We start from the raw sequence: 15831 nt of genomic DNA, 5'->3' as shown, positions 1-15831 counted from the left end.
GGCCAGCACCACGATGATGGCGAGCGCCGTGACGCACTCGATGAGCGTGAAGCCGTGCACCGCACAGGGCTGGCTTTGCTGCCATCGGTCCATGGGAAGCGGTAGTGCAAGCACCACGCCACCAGGACAGGGAAGGAAAACGCGCGCTGGTCTTTGTGATACCGGCCGCCACGCGCAAAGCGCTAGCAGAAGCTGCAGCAGTGACGCGCAAGGAGATCGCAGGATCTGCGAAGGACTAAGCCGATCGAAGTCGGGAGCAACGTGGCACAAGCATTGTGCCTAACTCGCCCCGCCAGTAGCACTAAGAAAAGATGCCTGTCATCTTTTCTGCTCAGCGCAGATACCAGTCAAGGAGGCGGGCACCGTACAGGCTTGCGACGAATGCGCCTGCGGCGAGAAAGCTGCCAAACGGCAGGGCGTACTGCATCGAGGCTCGGCGAATGACGATGAGCAAGAGCCCAACCGCGGCGCCCGCAAAAGAAGCGAGCACCAGCGTCACGAGCATCGACTTCCATCCAAGAAACGCACCGATCATGGCGATCATCTTGACGTCGCCCATGCCGAGGCCTTGCTCACCCCGAAAGCGCTCGTACGTCTCGCCGATGACCCACAGCACGCCACCCCCAAGCACGACGCCCAGCAGCGCCTCTCCCCAACCGGGCGGCATCACCGCGCTGAGAATGAGGCCCACGAGCAACCCGGGCAGCGTGACGGCATTCGGTAGCAGACGATGCTCGAGGTCCACGACGAACAGGATGATGAGCAGGGAGGAGAAGAGAAGCCGCGCGGCGAGGAGCGGCTGCCAGCCAAAAGCGAGAAAGTTGGCGACGAACAGGAGCGCGGTCGCGAGCTCCACGAGCGGGTAGCGTGGAGAGATTCGCGCCTGGCACATCGCGCACCGGCCTCGCAGCCAGAGGTAACCGACGAGCGGCACGTTGTGGAACCAACTGATCGGCTGCTCGCACGACGGACAATAGGACGCCGGCAGAACAAGCGACTGGCGCCGCGGCAGCCGATGGATACAGACGTTGAGAAAGCTGCCGATGGCAAGACCGCCCAGCGCGAAGAACGCGACGGCCGCCGCCTGAGCGCTCGGTGTCATTGGTCGTCCTGCTCTTCCTCACTCCTCGACGCTCAAAACGGTCAAGGCACGAATCCGCCTTCGGCAGGTAACGGCGCCAGCGGAGAGACGGGTGACAACGTCACGCGCCCCGTCGTCGGCTCGATTATGTACGGCGTGCCGCCGGGATCCCGCGGCGGCGCCTGGAGCCGCCCAGCGAGCCGCAGCGCATCCCACGAGTACGGCGGCTGCAATCCGCTCCTGCGTGCCTCGTCCACGATCCCTTGAAGGCGATCGATCTCGTCCAGCGCATCGAGCTGATCGAGCCTCCGCTCCGCCTGCCGGCGCATCCACTCCGGGCGGGTCTCGTCGAGCTGCGCTCGCCACAACGCGCGAGCAGCCGGTCGCCTGCCGCCCTCGGCGAGCGTGTTCGCAGCAAGCGGCCTCAGCCACCATGGGGCGCCGCTCAGCCGGCTGGCCCGAAGAAACGAGGCGGCGGCCTCATCGTACCGTCGAAGCGACCGATACTGCAGAAATCCCTCGTCGAAGAGTAGCTCCCAGCGCTCGGGGGACACGCCGATCCCTTTTCTCAGCACACCAAGCGCCCCCTGGACGTCGCCCGGTCCCATCGGGGGCGGTTCGGCGAGGAGGGCTGCGCCAGTCCGGTACCCGGAGATGAAGGCCGGATCGAGCGTCACAGTGAGATCGATCAACTCGACCAGCGCCTCGTCGGCCGCCGGATCAGGCGCATGACGCAAGCTCGCGAAGTGCTGGACCGCCACAATCCAACAGATGTCAGCCGCCACCGCAGGAAACGGAACCCCCAACAACCTCAACATCGGCGCCATGCGCGCGTGCGGCATCTCGCCTGGCGCTGCCGCGGCGGCCTGCAGACGTGTCCGCTCGAGGACTACCTGCACGGCCAACGCCGACAGGAGCAGCACACAGCCGATGAGAAAGGCAGTTATACGCACGTCACGCCCGTGAGAACGCCGACAGTCGTCCGGACGCCTCGGCTAAACATCCCTTCGCGCGAAGAGGCCATTGCCAATCGCTAGGGCCGCTGCGGCATACAGGACCCCGTACGCCGCCGCGAGCGCCACTTCCCCGCTTCGCACCGCCTCGCCCTGTGCGATACGAGTCGCAGCGCCGAACGAGGAAACGTTGGGGAGGAGAAGCCACAGCGCGCCATTGAGCACGCTGACCGGAGCAGACGAGGCGTTGGCGGTGAGATGCGCAGCCGCCTGAGCATAGTGACCCGCTACCCACAACCCGAACGCACAGCCAAACGCGAAGAGATGGCTCGAGAACGCCGAGAACATGGTCGCGACAGCCGCCACCACCATCAGCTCGATTGTCACCAAGAGCAGCGCGGGTAGGAGTCGAAGGGCCACATCCAACCGGCTCGTCGCCCCCGCCACGTGTGGGAAGGCGGGCGTCGTCACAGCCGCGGCCACCATGCACAGTACGCCCCCGGCGAGCATCACCAACACGACGACTGCGAGAAGGGCTCCGCTGAACCGCCCCAACAGCCATGCCGGGCGCCCAATAGGCGCCGTGAGGGTTGTTGCCGCGCTTCGCTGCTCGACCTCGCGTGCCACGACGGCGGCACCAAAGAACAGCGCAGCGCAGAGCCCACCTAGCCGCGTCGCGGCAAGGCCGATATCCGTCACCACTCGCGTTCGCTCTCCGGCGCTGAGCTCTCCCAATGCGGCGGCGGCGAATGTCACTATCCAGATCAGGACGATGAGAGCGTGCAGCCCGCGCTCACGCAGGTATTCTCGAAGGGTCGCGATGGCCAGCGTGCCGATGCTGCGCATCGTCGCGATCAAGGCTCGGCCTCTCCTGCGTCACGCTGCTTTGGTGCGAAGCCTGTGTGGCGGAGGAAGACCTCTTCGAGCGTCTCGACCCGAGGCTCGAGCGACACGAGCAAGGCCCCTTCTCGTCTCAGCTCATCGACCAACGGCTCGGGTCGTGAGGTCTGGTCGATGCGGAATCGCCATCGATTGGCGTCGATACGGGTGGCTTCTCCCGCGACTCCGAGACGAGAGAGGACTGCCTCGCTCACGCCTTCCACGATGAGCTCCCAGCCACGTGGAGCAAGGGCGCCGAGCTCGCCGAGCGCACCGATGGCGACCAATCGACCTCTGGTGAGCATCGCCACTCGACCGCAGAGCGCCTCGGCATCTGGCAGGATGTGGGAGCTGAAGAAGATGGTCCGTCCCTCATCGCGCGCCTGCAAGAGAATATCGCGCACGAGCAGGCGGCCGTTGGGATCCAGGCCCGACATCGGCTCATCCAACAGCAGCACGGTCGGTTCGTGCACCAGCGCGCGTGCCAGCCCAACGCGCTGGAGCTCACCCTTGGACAGGCGGCCGGAGGCTCTCCGACGCTCCGCTCCGATCCCCACACGATCGAGCGCTGCAGCCACTCGACGTTGACGTGCCGCCCGGCTGCGCTCACCGTGCAGGCGGAGTGCAACGTCGAGCAACTCTTCCGCCGTGAGCCTGCTTGGGAACGCGGGCTGCTCGGGCAGGTAGCCCACCGCCCCGAGGATTGCCTTGGAACCGGGCGGGCTGCCCAGGACACGAGCTTCGCCGCTGGTCGCAAAGACGAGGCCAGCGAGAATCTTGAGGGTGGTGCTCTTCCCGGCGCCGTTGGGCCCCAGGAGACCTAGAATCTCGCCGCGCGCAGACGTGAGCGTCAAGCCATCGACGACGCGCCGTGGGCGCGACCGCCAGAAGCCGACCGAGTAGTCTTTCGTCAGCGCGCGCGTCTCGATGGCAACATCGGACATGGGCGCGTCAAACTGTGACGCGTGTCAACTAGGCCCGCAGTAGGGCGCATTCGCCAACGGCCGCCTCGGCGAGGCGTCCCTACCTAGGTCTCTACTGCGAGCTCGCCTTGCGCAGCTCGTAAGCAATGACCGCGTCGAGGACATTGGGTGGCGGGAGGCCATCCAGCTTCACGCCGTTGATGAAGATGGTCGGCGTGGCTGAGACGCCGAGCGTGCTGGCGAGGGCGACGTCGGTCTTCACGCCTTCCAAGGCGGATTGGTAACGGGTGTCGAACTGCTGGACACCGCCGACATCGCGTGCTGCGGTCCGCACGGTCTCTGGCGTCATCGCTCCTTGATTGCCGTAAAACCATTCCTCCAGCGCGACGTCCTTCTGCTGCTGGCGGGCGAGCCGAACCGCGGCCGCCGCCTCGCATGCCGCCGCATGCACGTCGCGCTTGACGCTCGTGTTGCACTCGGGCTCGAGCGGGAAATCCTTGACGAACAGCTTCACCTGACCGGGAGCCTCCTGTTCCCACCGTTCGAGCAGTGGCTTGTACATGTTGTGGGCGTTGGCGCAGGCGGGACACTGAAAGTCGTTGAACTTCACAATCACGACCTTGGCGCCCGCCGCGGCGACCGGCACGATGCTGCGCGGCATGGCATCGAACGCTCTCTCGACCTGCGCACGCTCCTCAGGTGCGAGCTCGCGCTGGACGGCTTGTGCCTGAGTCGCGCCGCCCTCCTGTGCCGAGACCGTGGCCGCCTCGCGTGGGAAGTACGCGATGGCCGTGGTGGCGCCAGCGAGAAAGAGCAGCGTGAGGCCCAACGCGATCGGGTTCCGTGCAAGGCCGCGAAGGTCGTGGCGAACGAACTGAGGGAGCGTGCGCATAGGAAGTCTCATGATCACGTTGGCCACCACGAAGAGCCCGATGGCAGCGACATACGTGATCAGGCAAATGATGCAGATGGTCTTCAGCAGGAAGAACGTTGCATAACCCAGATACAAGACGAACGCCAAGCCGACCGAGGACAACAGAACGACCACGCTCATGGCCGATTGGCTGCCCCGGTGGTCGGCCACCAACAAGAGCGAGACGGCCGTGAAAAACAGGGCACCAAGGACGGCCACGGGGATGCCCAAGTAGCTGCCGTACTGACTCAGGTACGCGCTCGCGCAACTCCAGGTCGCGTTGATGTCACAGATGCTCTGATAGTCCGGGATGGTCAGGAGCTGATAATGCACGAAGGCAGCGGCTACCGATGCGGCGAGCCCCAACAGCGCAAAGGCCGCCAGAAGCCACTTCACAGGGTGCTTCCTGGACATCTCCTCGGGTCTGTTCCCGGGCCTCTTCCCCTGCTGCTTCCCCTGCTGTTTCCCGGGGCCTGCATCCGCCTTCGTCATGCCTTCTCCCAGCGTGGTTGCTGGCTGGATCGTAGCACGAGCGCCGCGGAGGGCCCCGGGCGCGGTCTTCCGGCGCTACCTGATGGGGTGCACGGTCTGCGTCGGCGGGCTGGTCATCTCCGCCTCGCTGGGCGCGGCGCCGCCCGTGTTCTCCCAGATCGCGATTGACGCGTCGCTCGCGAAGCCGCGGCTTCCCGTCTGGCCCAGCGCGACGGGTACGGCTGTCGCGTAGTAGCCGGTCGTGGTCGTGGTGCCGTTGCAGTCGATCGGACCGTCAGCCGCACCACTGGCAGCCGTGAGGCCAACCGTGTATCCGCTCTTGACCGCCGTCGGGCCACCGGTGAGGTCTGCACCGAGAAATGCCTGGCCTGTACCACCGCACGGGATGCCGAGTGTGGGCAGCGCGTCCGCAAATCCCCCCCCGGCAGCGGTAGCAGAGTACACCTGCTGGGCGCCGCCAATGGCCTTCAGGGAGGCTAGCGCGGACGCTTCATTGGCGGCCGTGCGCGACCTCATCAGATTGGGAATCGCAAACGCCGCAATGATGGTGATGATGGCCACAACGATCAGAAGCTCAATGAGTGTGAAGCCGTGGCTGTCGCGCGCGGTCATAAAATCCTCCGGACGAGTGACGGACGCCTCGGCGAGACGTCCCTACCTTCCACCCTGGTAGGGCGCGTTCGCTGAACGCGCCGTGCTGTGAACTAGGGCACGAAACGTTGTTTGCTCTGCCTCGCGACGAGCAATCCGCGTGCCCGTCGCCGCTCGATCCAGTGCGCACCCGCAACTCCCTGTCCGACAATCCCTTCGGTCGATGCACCCTGAAATCCCACGTACTCGCCCCTCTCATCCTGCGGCGTACGCCAACTCCGGTCAAGGGCAGGGTAACAGGGTAACAGGGTGACTGGGTGACTGGGTGACAAGGTGAGGAGGTTATTCGGGCAACGGGAGGCTGCGGCGTATGCGGTTGGCCTACGACGCTCAAACGACCTCATCACCTTGTCACCCAGTCACCTAGTCACCACGTCACGCCCTGCCCCCCTTTAGACGTTCGCTGCACTACGACAGACGGCCAATGAGCTCGAAGAGCGGCAGATAGAGCGATACGACGAGGCCTCCCACCACGATGCCCAGAACGAGGATCAACGTGGGCTCGGCGAGCGTGACGATTGTCTGTGTCGCTCGGTCCAGCGCCTCCTCGGCCGTCTCGGCGGCCCGGTCGAGCATCGTGTCGAGCGCGCCCGTCGTCTCCCCGATCCCGACCATCTGAAGCATCAGGGGAGGCCAGTCCCCTGTGGCTCCCAGCGCATCCGAGAGCAGCTCACCACTCGCGGTGCGGCTCCGCGCGGCTACCAGCCTCATCTCCACCACCCGGTTACCGGCCGTCCGCGCCGCTACGTTCAGCGCTTCGATGAGTGGGACGCCGGCGGCAACGAGCGTCGAGAGCGTCCGGCAGCACTGCGCCGTCGCGGCGTCTCGAACCAGCCGGCCGAGGCCCGGAATGCGCAAGATGGCACGGTCCAGGAGCAGTTTGCCCCGCGGCCGCCGGTAGGTCAGACGCAGGCCGAGCACGGCGAGCGCCGCCGAACAGACGGACGCGGGCGCGATGGCCACGAGCGCGGTGCTCGCTGCGACCACGAAGCGGGTCGGCCAAGGGAGTGGGGCGTCGAGGCCTGCGAAGAGGGACGCGAACACCGGCACGACCTTCCACACCAAAAGCAGGACCACCACGACGGTGACTCCAGTGACAACCGCAGGATACATGAGCGCCGCGCGCAGCCGCGTGAGGAGTGCCGCGTGACGCTCGAGATGACTGGCGACGCGGGCAAGGGTGGCCGCCAGCGCTCCCGCACGCTCGCCGGCCGCCACGGTGCTCGTGTAGACGGAGCCGAAGATCTGCGGATGACGCGCCATGGCCTCCGAGAGGGCCGTTCCGCGCGCCACGTCGTGCACGAGCGTCCGTATCACCTCGGCAAAACGAGGCGGCGCGGCCTGTCGTGCGAGCAGGTCGAGCGCCTGCACGAGCGGAAGACCAGCCGCAAGGATTGCCGCGAGTTGCCGCGTTGCGGCGGCCAGCTTGCGCGCGCCGACCCCTCGTTTGGGTCGTCGCGCGCTCGCTCGGCGCATCTCGAGTCGCGTGACGACAAGACCGTCGCGCCTGAGCGCCTCGGCCACCGCCTCCGCCGTGGCCGCGTCTCGCCTGCCCGTCACCGCCCGTCCATCGCGATCTCGTCCGGTAAAGACAAATGTGGGCATTGCCTTCGTTGATGGTAGGGACGCCTCGCCGAGGCGTCCTAACGGCGCGTTCGGCGAACGCGCGCCCTAATCCTTGGTGCTACTACGTTTCTCGAAGGACTTCCTCGATGGTCGTGATGCCATCGCGTACCTTCCGCAAACCGCTCTCTCGGAGCGTCTGCATCCCCTCGTCTATCGCTTGCGCGCGTAGCCGGTGGAGCGGCGCGCCGTCAATCACGAGCTCGCGCAGCGATTCAGTCATGCGCATCACCTCGAAGAGCCCGATGCGCCCTCGATAGCCCGTTTGGTGGCACCGCGGGCAGCCACTGGGGGAGACAGAGGTCAGCGGCGCGGCGTCTTCATCGGCGAGCCCGAGCGAGCGAACGACGTGCGGCGGGACGGCTTCGGGCCGGCAACAGAAGGGACACGCGCGCCTGACAAGGCGCTGCGCACACACGAGCGAGACCGCGCCGGCCACGAGGAAGGGCTCGATACCCATGTCGACCAGGCGCATGACCGCCGCCGCCGCGTCGGTGGTGTGCAGCGTCGAAAAGACCAGGTGTCCTGTGAGGGCGGCGCGCACGGCGATTTGTGCGGTCTCGCGATCACGAATCTCCCCAACCAGCAGCACGTCCGGGTCCTGCCGCAAGAACGCACGCAGGACCGCTGCAAAGCTCAGGCCAATCGCTTCGTGCACTTGGACCTGTGTGAGACCAGGCAGGTGGATCTCGACCGGGTCCTCGACCGTGAGGACGTTGCGGTGCGTGGTGTCGAGGCGAGCGATCGCGGAGTACAGCGTGTTGGTCTTGCCGCTGCCGGTCGGTCCCGTCACGAGCACCATCCCCCACGGGCGCGCGACCGCCGCCTCGAAGGCCGACTGCGCAGACGGCTCCACGCCAAGCGCGCCAAGATCGAGACGAAGCTGTTCGCGGTCCAGCAGTCGGAGCACGAGCTTCTCGCCGTGGAGCGCGGGCAATGACGAGACGCGTACGTCCAACAGACGGCCCAACGCACCAGCGAGGCGCAGCCTGATTCGTCCATCTTGGGGTAGGCGGCGCTCGGCGATGTCGAGGTCGGCGAGCACCTTGATGCGTGCGACGAGCGCGTCGCGCACGCGGAGCGGAAGCGCCATCACCGGGTGCAGCACCCCATCGACGCGGAGGCGGACGCGCACGTCGCGCTCGCCCGGCTCCACGTGCACGTCGCTGGCGCCACGCTGGGCCGCCGCCCGCAGTAGCTCGTTCACCAGCGCCACGACAGGCGCCTCGTCGCCTGCGCTGGAAGCGACGGGGAGCTCGACCGCGACGCCCCCGCGCTGTGCTGCCTCGTCTCCTGACGCCGTCGGCTCCTGCTCGAGCCGACGCGTGGCCTGCTCGAGCGGCGCGCTCGCCGGATACTCGCCTTGCAGCGCTTCGTCTATCGCACGTTCAGATGCCACGACCGCATGCACGCGACAGCCGGTCAAGAAGCGCAGCTCGTCGAGCGCGCCAAGGTCGGACGGATCGGCCATCGCCACCGTCAACGTTCGACCGGACGTGTGCAACGGCAGAAGACGTCGTCGATGAGCCACGCTGGCGGGTACGGCTGCGAGAGCGTCCGCGGATGGAATCACCCGCGTGAGATCAACCGCGGGCACGCCGTAGTGCCAACCGAGGGCCGCCGCGATGTCCACTTCGGTGACGAGGTGCAGCGCGACGAGGCAAGCCTCCAGGCTGCCACCCTGGAGCTTTTGGTGCTGCTCGGCAGTTTCAATCTCCCCCTTCGAGAGGATGCCGGCGTCGACGAGGAGCTGGCCCAGTGCGATGGTCACGCCTCGTCTAGGAGCAAACTCCCTGCCCGCCGGCACCAGCGTCTGGGCGGGCAAAAAACCGGCGCCTTCTGCGTGTAGCCCCCTGCTGGAGTGCGAAGCCTGCAACGATAAGAACTGGTGAGATGGCAGTTTTTGCGCACCCGCAGAAGCCGGCCCGGGGCGAGGAAAATGGCTGCCGAACGAGGAAAACTGGCGTACGATTAGAAGGCTACGCGCCCCGCGACTCCCCAGCTGCGATCGGCCGGGGACTCGCTGTCGGCCCAATGGGCGTCAACCGCGAATGTCGGGGTCAGGTGCAGGGTCGCGCCGAGGCTTCCCACGGGGTGCGTGTCTCCTCCCACGGTATTGATGCGCACGCCGCCACGGAGGCCCAATCGGTAGCCGAGTAACCAGCGCTCGACGCCTGCAGCCAGGTTACGGCGCTCTCCAAGCACGGTGTCGGCACGTGTCAGGTCGGCATCGACGGCAAGGGCCCAGGCGCGCCGCGCCACCAGCGCCACGCCAATGCGTGCTTGGCGCGAGAGGGACAAAGCGGTCTCGTCGGGCGCCTCGAACGTGGGCTCACGTACATTCCGTACGACCACCCCCACGCGGAGGAGGCCGACCGAGGCCATCGCGCCAACGTCCAGATCGAAAGCGGTGCTGCTGTGACTGGGCAGATCTTCGGCTGTGTCGATCGGCCCCGTCCCCGCATCGGTCACGACCGCGTGTGCGGCACGGCCACGCACGAGCTTCAGCGTCGTCCCAATGGCGAAGCTGGGCACGATGGACTGCAAGAGGGTCACGCCGGCCTGCTGTGTCACGAGCGATTGAAGCTCTGACGTTCCAGACGCGGCCGGGCCATCGGTACGCGCTGTGGTCTCACTGAGGCGGTAGTAGCTGAGGCCCAGCTGGAGCGACGTCAATCCGATGAAGCTGGATGATGCCTGGCGCTTGGGCATCGCCGCAGCCTCTCGGACGCCGGCTTTCAGCTCCGCTCGCTCGACGACGGTGCTGAAGAGACCACCGAAGGCGAGGCCCGCCGGGTTCCAATACGTTGCCGTGGCATCGTCGGCAACGGCGACGAACGCGCCGCCCATGCCAAGGGCGCGGGCCCCGATGAGCTCGATGGGTTGCGCGGTAGCGCCGGCGGCCGAAACCGCCCAGCAAGTGATTATGAGCAAGAGGCGAAGCACAGGCATAATTGGAGAACTCGTTGGCGAGGCCGACAGGCCGCAGCCGCCACATGCGTCGCGGCTGGGGGAGGCGGCGGGTGGCGCGAACCATCGGTGGCACGTTCCCGTAATATACGGCGAGAGGCCCAGTTTTCAGCTCACCCCACCTGGGTTGGATGGATGGTTTCGCGATGACCGACCAGGTTCTGTCGCCCGCTGAGGCGCCGCAATTGTCGCTCTGGAGCCGCGTGATCGGGATTTTCACCGCGCCCAGAGACACGTTCGCTACGATTGTGGCGCATCCGCGCTGGCTGGGAGTGCTCCTCCTCACGACATTGGTCGGCGCTGGGGGCATGGCGGCCTTCGTCGCGACGCCAGTGGGCGAGCAGGCGGTCCTCAACGAGCAGATCCGGCAGCAGGAGAACCGGGGTCAGCCGATGTCATCCGAGGACGTGGCGCGGTTCAGGGAGTTCGCGCCGAGGTTCAAGTTCTTCTTTCCGGCTGCCGTACTGGTCTTCGCACCGATTGTCGCGTTTCTCCTTGCGGGTCTCCTGTTGGGGTATGGCGCTATCCTCGGGGGGAGCGGCGCCTACAAACAGGTGCTCGCGATTGTGACCCACTCCGGGGTCGTGACGCTGCTACAAGCGGTCGTGCTGCACCCGCTGAATTACCTTCGGGGATCGATGCAAACCACGACGACGCTCGGCGCGTTCTTCCCAATGCTGGCACCGGATGGCTTCATGGGGCGCCTGTTCAACTGGGTAGAGCTATTCATGCTCTGGCAGATCATACTGATGGCGATTGGGCTCGCCGTGCTGTATCGCCGCCGCACGGGCCCGATTGCCTGGACGCTGCTAGGCGTTTATTTCGCCATCGCGCTGGCGGTCGTTTGTTACCAGACCTTTGTCGCGGGAGCTTGATGAGATGAACTATCAAGAGCTTCGTCCCGTACGTTTCGTCAAGCGAAGAAGGAAGCTGTCGATCGCCGTCGGCATCTCGCTGCTCCTCGTCGCGCTGGTGGTGGCCAACCTGGCGTTCCGACGCGAGGCTGGCAAGCCAGTCACCGTCGAGGCGGTCCAGCGGCGCGACCTGGAATCGGTCGTGACGGCGTCCGGCACGATTCAGGCCAGGCGGACGGTTGAGATCAGCGCAGACGTCGCGGGCCGCATCACGAAACTTGCCGTCGACGAGGGACAGCGCGTGAAGGCCGGTCAGTTCCTCATGGAGATCGACCCGCGTATGTTCCGGTCGCAATATCAGCAGAATCAGGCGGGGTTGGCGGCCGCGCAATCGCAGCTCACCGAGCAAGACTCCACGATCGAGGCTGGGCGCCAGAACGTCGAGCTCGCCCGAGAGAACTTGCGGCGCCAGCAGGAGCTGTGGGCGCAGGAGCTGACGACGCGTGAGGCGCTCGACCAGGCACAGAACGACCTCAAGGTCAACGAAGCCGACCTGCGTGCGCGCGTGCAGGCGCTCAAGACGCTCGAAGCGCGCGTCCGCGAGCAGCAGGCTGCCGTTGCCAATGCCGGTTACCAATTGAGCAAGGTGCGCATCGAATCGCCCATCGAAGGTCTCGTCGTGCGCCGCGCCGTCGAGGAGGGAGAGACCGCCGTGGTCGGCACGATGAACAATCCGGGCACCGTGCTGTTGACGATTGCGGACATGTCCGTCATCGAGGCAGAGCTCGAGATCGACGAAACGGATATGCCGACGGTCGACCGGGGCCAGTCAGCCTCGGTGAGCATCGATGCGCTCACCGGCCGCACCTTCAACGGTCAGGTGACGGAGGTTGGCAATAGCCCCATTCAGGCGACGACGGGCGTGACCGGCACGACGGGGCAGCAGGCCACGACGTTCAAGGTGGTCGTGACGGTGAACGGCGAGATACCGCAGGTGCGACCGGGATTCACGTGCACGACCGAGATCATCACGGCCACCCGGAAGAACGCGATGACGGTGCCGATTCAGGCGCTGGCGGTTCGTGACGTCGTCTACGACCGGGCGGGCAACATCGTTCGACAGGAGAGCGACAGTCAGGAACAAGGGGGGTCCGGGTTCGCCACCGCCTCTGCCCAGGAGTTGCCGGCTGGTCAAACGCGCAAGGAAGAGGAAGGTGTCTTCGTGCTGCGCAACGACCAGGCGATATTCATGCCTGTGAGGACCGGCATTGCAGGCGATCGCCACTTCGAGCTCCTATCAGGACTCAGAGGAGGTGACCAGGTCATCACCGGTCCGTTCAGCTCGGTGCGCGAGCTCCAGGACGGTGATCAGGTCAAGTTGCAGGCGCCGCAGTCCACGCGGCGATAACCTCGATGCCGTTCACCTAGCTCGTTGCACGCAGTAGCGATGGGTAGGGCGCGTCAGCCTCCCGCGCCGTCACGGCCGCCTCGGCGAGGCGGCCCTACCACATACCAACGTCATGGTCGCCATCCTCGACGCCATCAAGATCGCGCTGACCGCCATCTGGGCGAACAAGCTCCGCTCGGTCATGATGGTGCTCGGCAACATCGTGGCGGTGACATCGATCATCGCGGTCGTCTCGCTGGTACAGGGGATGAACGGCTATGTGGCCGACGCCATCTCCTCTCAGGTCGGCATCGGCACCTTTCGTGTCGAGCGCATGGGCCTGATCACGAGCCGCGACGAGTTTGAGCGTGCCGCGGGCCGGCCGAATGTCACGTTGGCCGATCGGCGCCTTCTCGGTGATTGGAGCCCTCTGTTCGACGAGGTGATGGCAGAGATCGGCAATTCGGCGAACGTCTCGTTTCGTGAGAAGACGCTGGACGCCATTCAGATCCGCGGGGTCTCCGAAGAGTACACGGAGTTTGCGGGCTTCGATGCGGCGGAGGGCCGTCTGCCGAGCCAGCTCGAAGTGCAGCGCAACCGGCCGGTCGCGTTGCTCGGCGCAGACATCGCCGAGCAGCTGTTCGTGACGCGCAGCCCTATCGACCAGTTCATCCGGATCAACGGTTATCCAATTCGGGTTGTGGGTGTCAGCGAGCAAAAGGGCTCCATGTTCGGCAACTCGCAAGACGAGTTCGTCGTGATTCCGCTGGGCGTCGCGCTGCGCTGGTTCGGCACGCGACGCTCGCTCGACCTCACGGTGAAGGTGGCCGACCCGGCGCAGATGGACGAGGCGATGGATGAAGCGCGGCTCGCGATGCGGATTCGGCGGCACCTGCGTCCCAAGGATCCGGATAACTTCGGCATTGTGACCTCCGACACGCTGATGGACTTCTGGCGCAGCTTCTCGCAAGGAGCGTTTGCGCTCCTCATCGGCATCGTCTCGGTCTCGCTCGTGGTGGGCGGCATCGTGATTATGAACATCATGCTCATGGTGGTGAGCGAGCGGACGCGCGAGGTGGGGCTTCGGAAGTCACTGGGTGCGCGGCGGCGCGACATCGTCTGGCAGTTTCTGACGGAGTCGACCACGCTCTCGATGATGGGCGGGATCATCGGAACGATGCTGGGGTTCAGCGCGGCCATGATCGTCACGGCGTTCACGCCGTTACCGGCGAGCATCAGCCCATGGTCCGTGGCACTTGGCGTCGGGATGACCGCCGTCGTGGGCCTCTTTTTTGGTCTCTATCCTGCGATGCGCGCGGCGCGCCTCGACCCGATTGAGGCACTGCGCAAGGAGTAGTGAGGCGTGGGCTTTCGTAGCGGCCTCTTCACGGATATTCTGGGGCTCGCGTGGGACACGCTGAGAGCGAACAAGCTCCGCTCGTTCCTCACCATCCTTGGCGTCGTGATTGGCGTCACGTCAATCGTCTCGATGACCTCGCTCGTTCTGGGATTCGAAGACTCGGTCAAGTCGCTCTTTCGTCAGATGGGCACGGACACCCTTTATCTGGTGAAGATCCCCTTCGGCGGCGGCCGAGACGATAAGGAGTTTCTCGCTTATCTGCGCCGCCCGGACATCACGATGGCGGACGCCGAGGCCATTCAGCGGAACATCCCGTCGGCCGACGTCATCAGCATGGCGTACGGTGCGATGGGCCAAGGCCGGCAAGAGGAGATGGTGTACGGGAGCGAGAAGACGAGACCCATGACGGTCTTCGGCGTCAGCGAGGAGTGGCTGTCGACGAACTTCATGGAGCTGGACCAAGGACGCTTCTTCACGACGGTCGACGTCGATCGCCGGCGCCAGAGCGTGGTGCTGGGAAGCGAGCCTGCGCGTATCCTGTTTCCCAACGTGGATCCAATCGGCAAGCGGATACGCGTGGGACCGCGGCAATTCACGGTGGTGGGCGTGTTCGGGAAGCGGCCGAGCATCGCCATCGGCAATCCGGATCAGTTCGCCGTGATGCCGTACACGACCTACGCAAAGCTCTACGACCCCTACAATCAAATCCGAGGGATCCGATTCCTGAACTCGATGCTTGCTGTCGTACCGGAACCGGGCATCAGCCGCGACGAGGTGATTGATCAGGTCAGCGAGCTCATGCGCGCGCGGCATCGGCTGCGGCTCGATCAAGAGAACGATTTCGCGATCATGACCTCCGATGCGATGACGGCGCTCTTTGATCAGATTACGCAAGGCGTCTTCCTAGCGCTGATCATCATCTCCTCGATCGCGCTGATGGTAGGCGGTATCGGCGTCATGGCAATCATGACCATCTCGGTGACCGAGCGGACGCGCGAGATCGGAGTCCGCAAGGCCATCGGTGCACGCCGGCGCGAGATTCTGTGGCAGTTCTTGCTCGAGGCGGTCTTCCTCACGTCGATCGGCGGCCTGCTGGGCATCATCACCGGGGCGAGCATCGCGCTCGGGGTGAATCGGTTCGTAGGCTGGGCCGTTCTCATGCCGTGGTGGTCGTTCGCGGTCGGACTCGCCTTCTCGGGAACGGTGGGCATCGTCTTCGGCATGCTGCCCGCCTTCAAGGCCGCACGTCTCGATCCCATCGAAGCGCTCCGCTACGAGTAGCCCAACCTGCCAGGGCCGGCGCGAGCCCAACCTGCTAGGGCCGGCGAAGCCGGCGCGGCATGAGGGGGGAGCCGTGGCCAGAGGCCACGGTTCCCCCAACTTTCGATTGGTGACAGGAACCGGCCCCCCTCGCTAGAGTCCCCATAGCTTTCCTCTCGTACACGGCGAGCGCGGAGTATCGCGGCCGGACAGCCGCCTGATTCGTCAGCTGCGTGTCCGGCATGCGACCGTCTCCGCCTCGGCTGCGCCAGCTCGACTGGAGCCCGGCACCTGTGGGAAGCATCCATCAGGACCACGTCCGCTGTCGTTTCCGCACAGATGGAGCAAGCCTCCTGGCCCGATCCTGCCTCGCCGACAACAATCATGTCGGGCTGTAGGTTGATGATCGCCGCCAGCCCGAAGCGGACCACGGGGTGGTCATCGACGATGACGACACGAATCCTTGATGGCATCTCGCCCCATGC

At 65.6% G+C, this 15831-nt stretch carries 15 protein-coding genes; 4 read left to right on the top strand and 11 right to left on the bottom strand.

The features are described 5' to 3' along the window. From GEV06_19635 to GEV06_19590, 10 genes are all read right to left on the bottom strand, one after another. Positions 1-93 (bottom strand): prepilin-type N-terminal cleavage/methylation domain-containing protein (locus tag GEV06_19635; protein ID MPZ20104.1); only part of this gene is annotated, 93 nt, incomplete at its 3' end. Between the two features lie 238 nt (positions 94-331). Continuing rightward, positions 332-1102 (bottom strand): prepilin peptidase, encoded by a 771-nt coding sequence (locus GEV06_19630; GenBank protein ID MPZ20103.1) that lies wholly within the window; start codon positions 1100-1102, stop codon positions 332-334. Positions 1103-1143: 41 nt separating this feature from the next. After that, positions 1144-2034: a hypothetical protein gene (locus GEV06_19625; GenBank protein MPZ20102.1), complete on the bottom strand. Its 891-nt coding sequence runs from the start codon at positions 2032-2034 to the stop codon at positions 1144-1146. 42 nt (positions 2035-2076) lie between these two features. After that, positions 2077-2892 (bottom strand): ABC transporter permease subunit, encoded by an 816-nt coding sequence (locus tag GEV06_19620; protein MPZ20101.1) that lies wholly within the window; start codon positions 2890-2892, stop codon positions 2077-2079. Then, positions 2889-3857 (bottom strand): ATP-binding cassette domain-containing protein, encoded by a 969-nt coding sequence (locus tag GEV06_19615; protein MPZ20100.1) that lies wholly within the window; start codon positions 3855-3857, stop codon positions 2889-2891. The genes GEV06_19620 and GEV06_19615 overlap by 4 nt, the downstream gene beginning before the upstream one ends. Before the next feature lie 91 nt (positions 3858-3948). Continuing rightward, positions 3949-5241, bottom strand: a complete 1293-nt coding sequence (locus GEV06_19610; GenBank protein MPZ20099.1) for a thioredoxin domain-containing protein — start codon at positions 5239-5241, stop codon at positions 3949-3951. A 75-nt stretch (positions 5242-5316) separates the two neighbouring features. Continuing rightward, positions 5317-5853 (bottom strand): prepilin-type N-terminal cleavage/methylation domain-containing protein, encoded by a 537-nt coding sequence (locus tag GEV06_19605; GenBank protein ID MPZ20098.1) that lies wholly within the window; start codon positions 5851-5853, stop codon positions 5317-5319. A 447-nt stretch (positions 5854-6300) separates the two neighbouring features. Beyond that, complete coding sequence (locus tag GEV06_19600; GenBank protein ID MPZ20097.1) at positions 6301-7497, bottom strand: type II secretion system F family protein; 1197 nt, start codon at positions 7495-7497, stop codon at positions 6301-6303. 82 nt (positions 7498-7579) lie between these two features. Continuing rightward, positions 7580-9286 (bottom strand): type II secretion system protein GspE, encoded by a 1707-nt coding sequence (locus tag GEV06_19595; GenBank protein MPZ20096.1) that lies wholly within the window; start codon positions 9284-9286, stop codon positions 7580-7582. A gap of 200 nt (positions 9287-9486) precedes the next feature. Continuing rightward, positions 9487-10365 carry a hypothetical protein gene (locus GEV06_19590; protein MPZ20095.1) on the bottom strand — a complete coding sequence of 293 codons (879 nt, stop codon included), beginning with the start codon at positions 10363-10365 and terminating at the stop codon, positions 9487-9489. A 251-nt stretch (positions 10366-10616) separates the two neighbouring features. Between GEV06_19590 and GEV06_19585 the strand changes: the two genes are divergently transcribed. The 4 genes from GEV06_19585 to GEV06_19570 all read left to right on the top strand — a co-directional run bounded on the left by GEV06_19585 (position 10617) and on the right by GEV06_19570 (position 15367). Then, the gene (locus tag GEV06_19585) at positions 10617-11360 is read left to right on the top strand and encodes a hypothetical protein (protein MPZ20094.1); all 744 of its coding nucleotides are present in this window, start codon (positions 10617-10619) and stop codon (positions 11358-11360) included. 4 nt (positions 11361-11364) lie between these two features. Beyond that, positions 11365-12747, top strand: a complete 1383-nt coding sequence (locus GEV06_19580; GenBank protein MPZ20093.1) for an HlyD family efflux transporter periplasmic adaptor subunit — start codon at positions 11365-11367, stop codon at positions 12745-12747. A 112-nt stretch (positions 12748-12859) separates the two neighbouring features. Further along, the gene (locus GEV06_19575) at positions 12860-14083 is read left to right on the top strand and encodes an FtsX-like permease family protein (protein MPZ20092.1); all 1224 of its coding nucleotides are present in this window, start codon (positions 12860-12862) and stop codon (positions 14081-14083) included. Positions 14084-14089: 6 nt separating this feature from the next. Next, positions 14090-15367, top strand: a complete 1278-nt coding sequence (locus GEV06_19570) for an FtsX-like permease family protein (protein MPZ20091.1) — start codon at positions 14090-14092, stop codon at positions 15365-15367. Here GEV06_19570 and GEV06_19565 read toward each other — a convergent pair. Beyond that, on the bottom strand, positions 15358-15819 hold the full coding sequence (locus tag GEV06_19565; protein ID MPZ20090.1) for a response regulator: 462 nt from the start codon (positions 15817-15819) through the stop codon (positions 15358-15360). The two genes, GEV06_19570 and GEV06_19565, sit on opposite strands and share 10 nt — an antisense overlap. Positions 15820-15831 lie beyond the last annotated feature (12 nt).

It is taken from the genome of Luteitalea sp. (genome assembly GCA_009377605.1).
Taxonomy (GTDB): Bacteria; Acidobacteriota; Vicinamibacteria; order Vicinamibacterales; family Vicinamibacteraceae; genus WHTT01.
This window is presented reverse-complemented; position numbering and strand designations above follow the sequence as displayed.

Bases quoted from the DNA above. Each gene is read 5' to 3' on its own strand.
- GEV06_19630 (MPZ20103.1), bottom strand. From the start codon at position 1,102: ATGACACCGAGCGCTCAGGCGGCGGCCGTCGCGTTCTTCGCGCTGGGC.
- GEV06_19585 (MPZ20094.1), top strand. From the start codon at position 10,617: ATGGATGGTTTCGCGATGACCGACCAGGTTCTGTCGCCCGCTGAGGCG.
- GEV06_19615 (MPZ20100.1), bottom strand. From the start codon at position 3,857: ATGTCCGATGTTGCCATCGAGACGCGCGCGCTGACGAAAGACTACTCG.
- GEV06_19590 (MPZ20095.1), bottom strand. From the start codon at position 10,365: ATGGGCGGCGCGTTCGTCGCCGTTGCCGACGATGCCACGGCAACGTAT.
- GEV06_19575 (MPZ20092.1), top strand. From the start codon at position 12,860: ATGGTCGCCATCCTCGACGCCATCAAGATCGCGCTGACCGCCATCTGG.
- GEV06_19610 (MPZ20099.1), bottom strand. From the start codon at position 5,241: ATGACGAAGGCGGATGCAGGCCCCGGGAAACAGCAGGGGAAGCAGCAG.
- GEV06_19600 (MPZ20097.1), bottom strand. From the start codon at position 7,497: ATGCCCACATTTGTCTTTACCGGACGAGATCGCGATGGACGGGCGGTG.
- GEV06_19605 (MPZ20098.1), bottom strand. From the start codon at position 5,853: ATGACCGCGCGCGACAGCCACGGCTTCACACTCATTGAGCTTCTGATC.
- GEV06_19580 (MPZ20093.1), top strand. From the start codon at position 11,365: ATGAACTATCAAGAGCTTCGTCCCGTACGTTTCGTCAAGCGAAGAAGG.
- GEV06_19565 (MPZ20090.1), bottom strand. From the start codon at position 15,819: ATGCCATCAAGGATTCGTGTCGTCATCGTCGATGACCACCCCGTGGTC.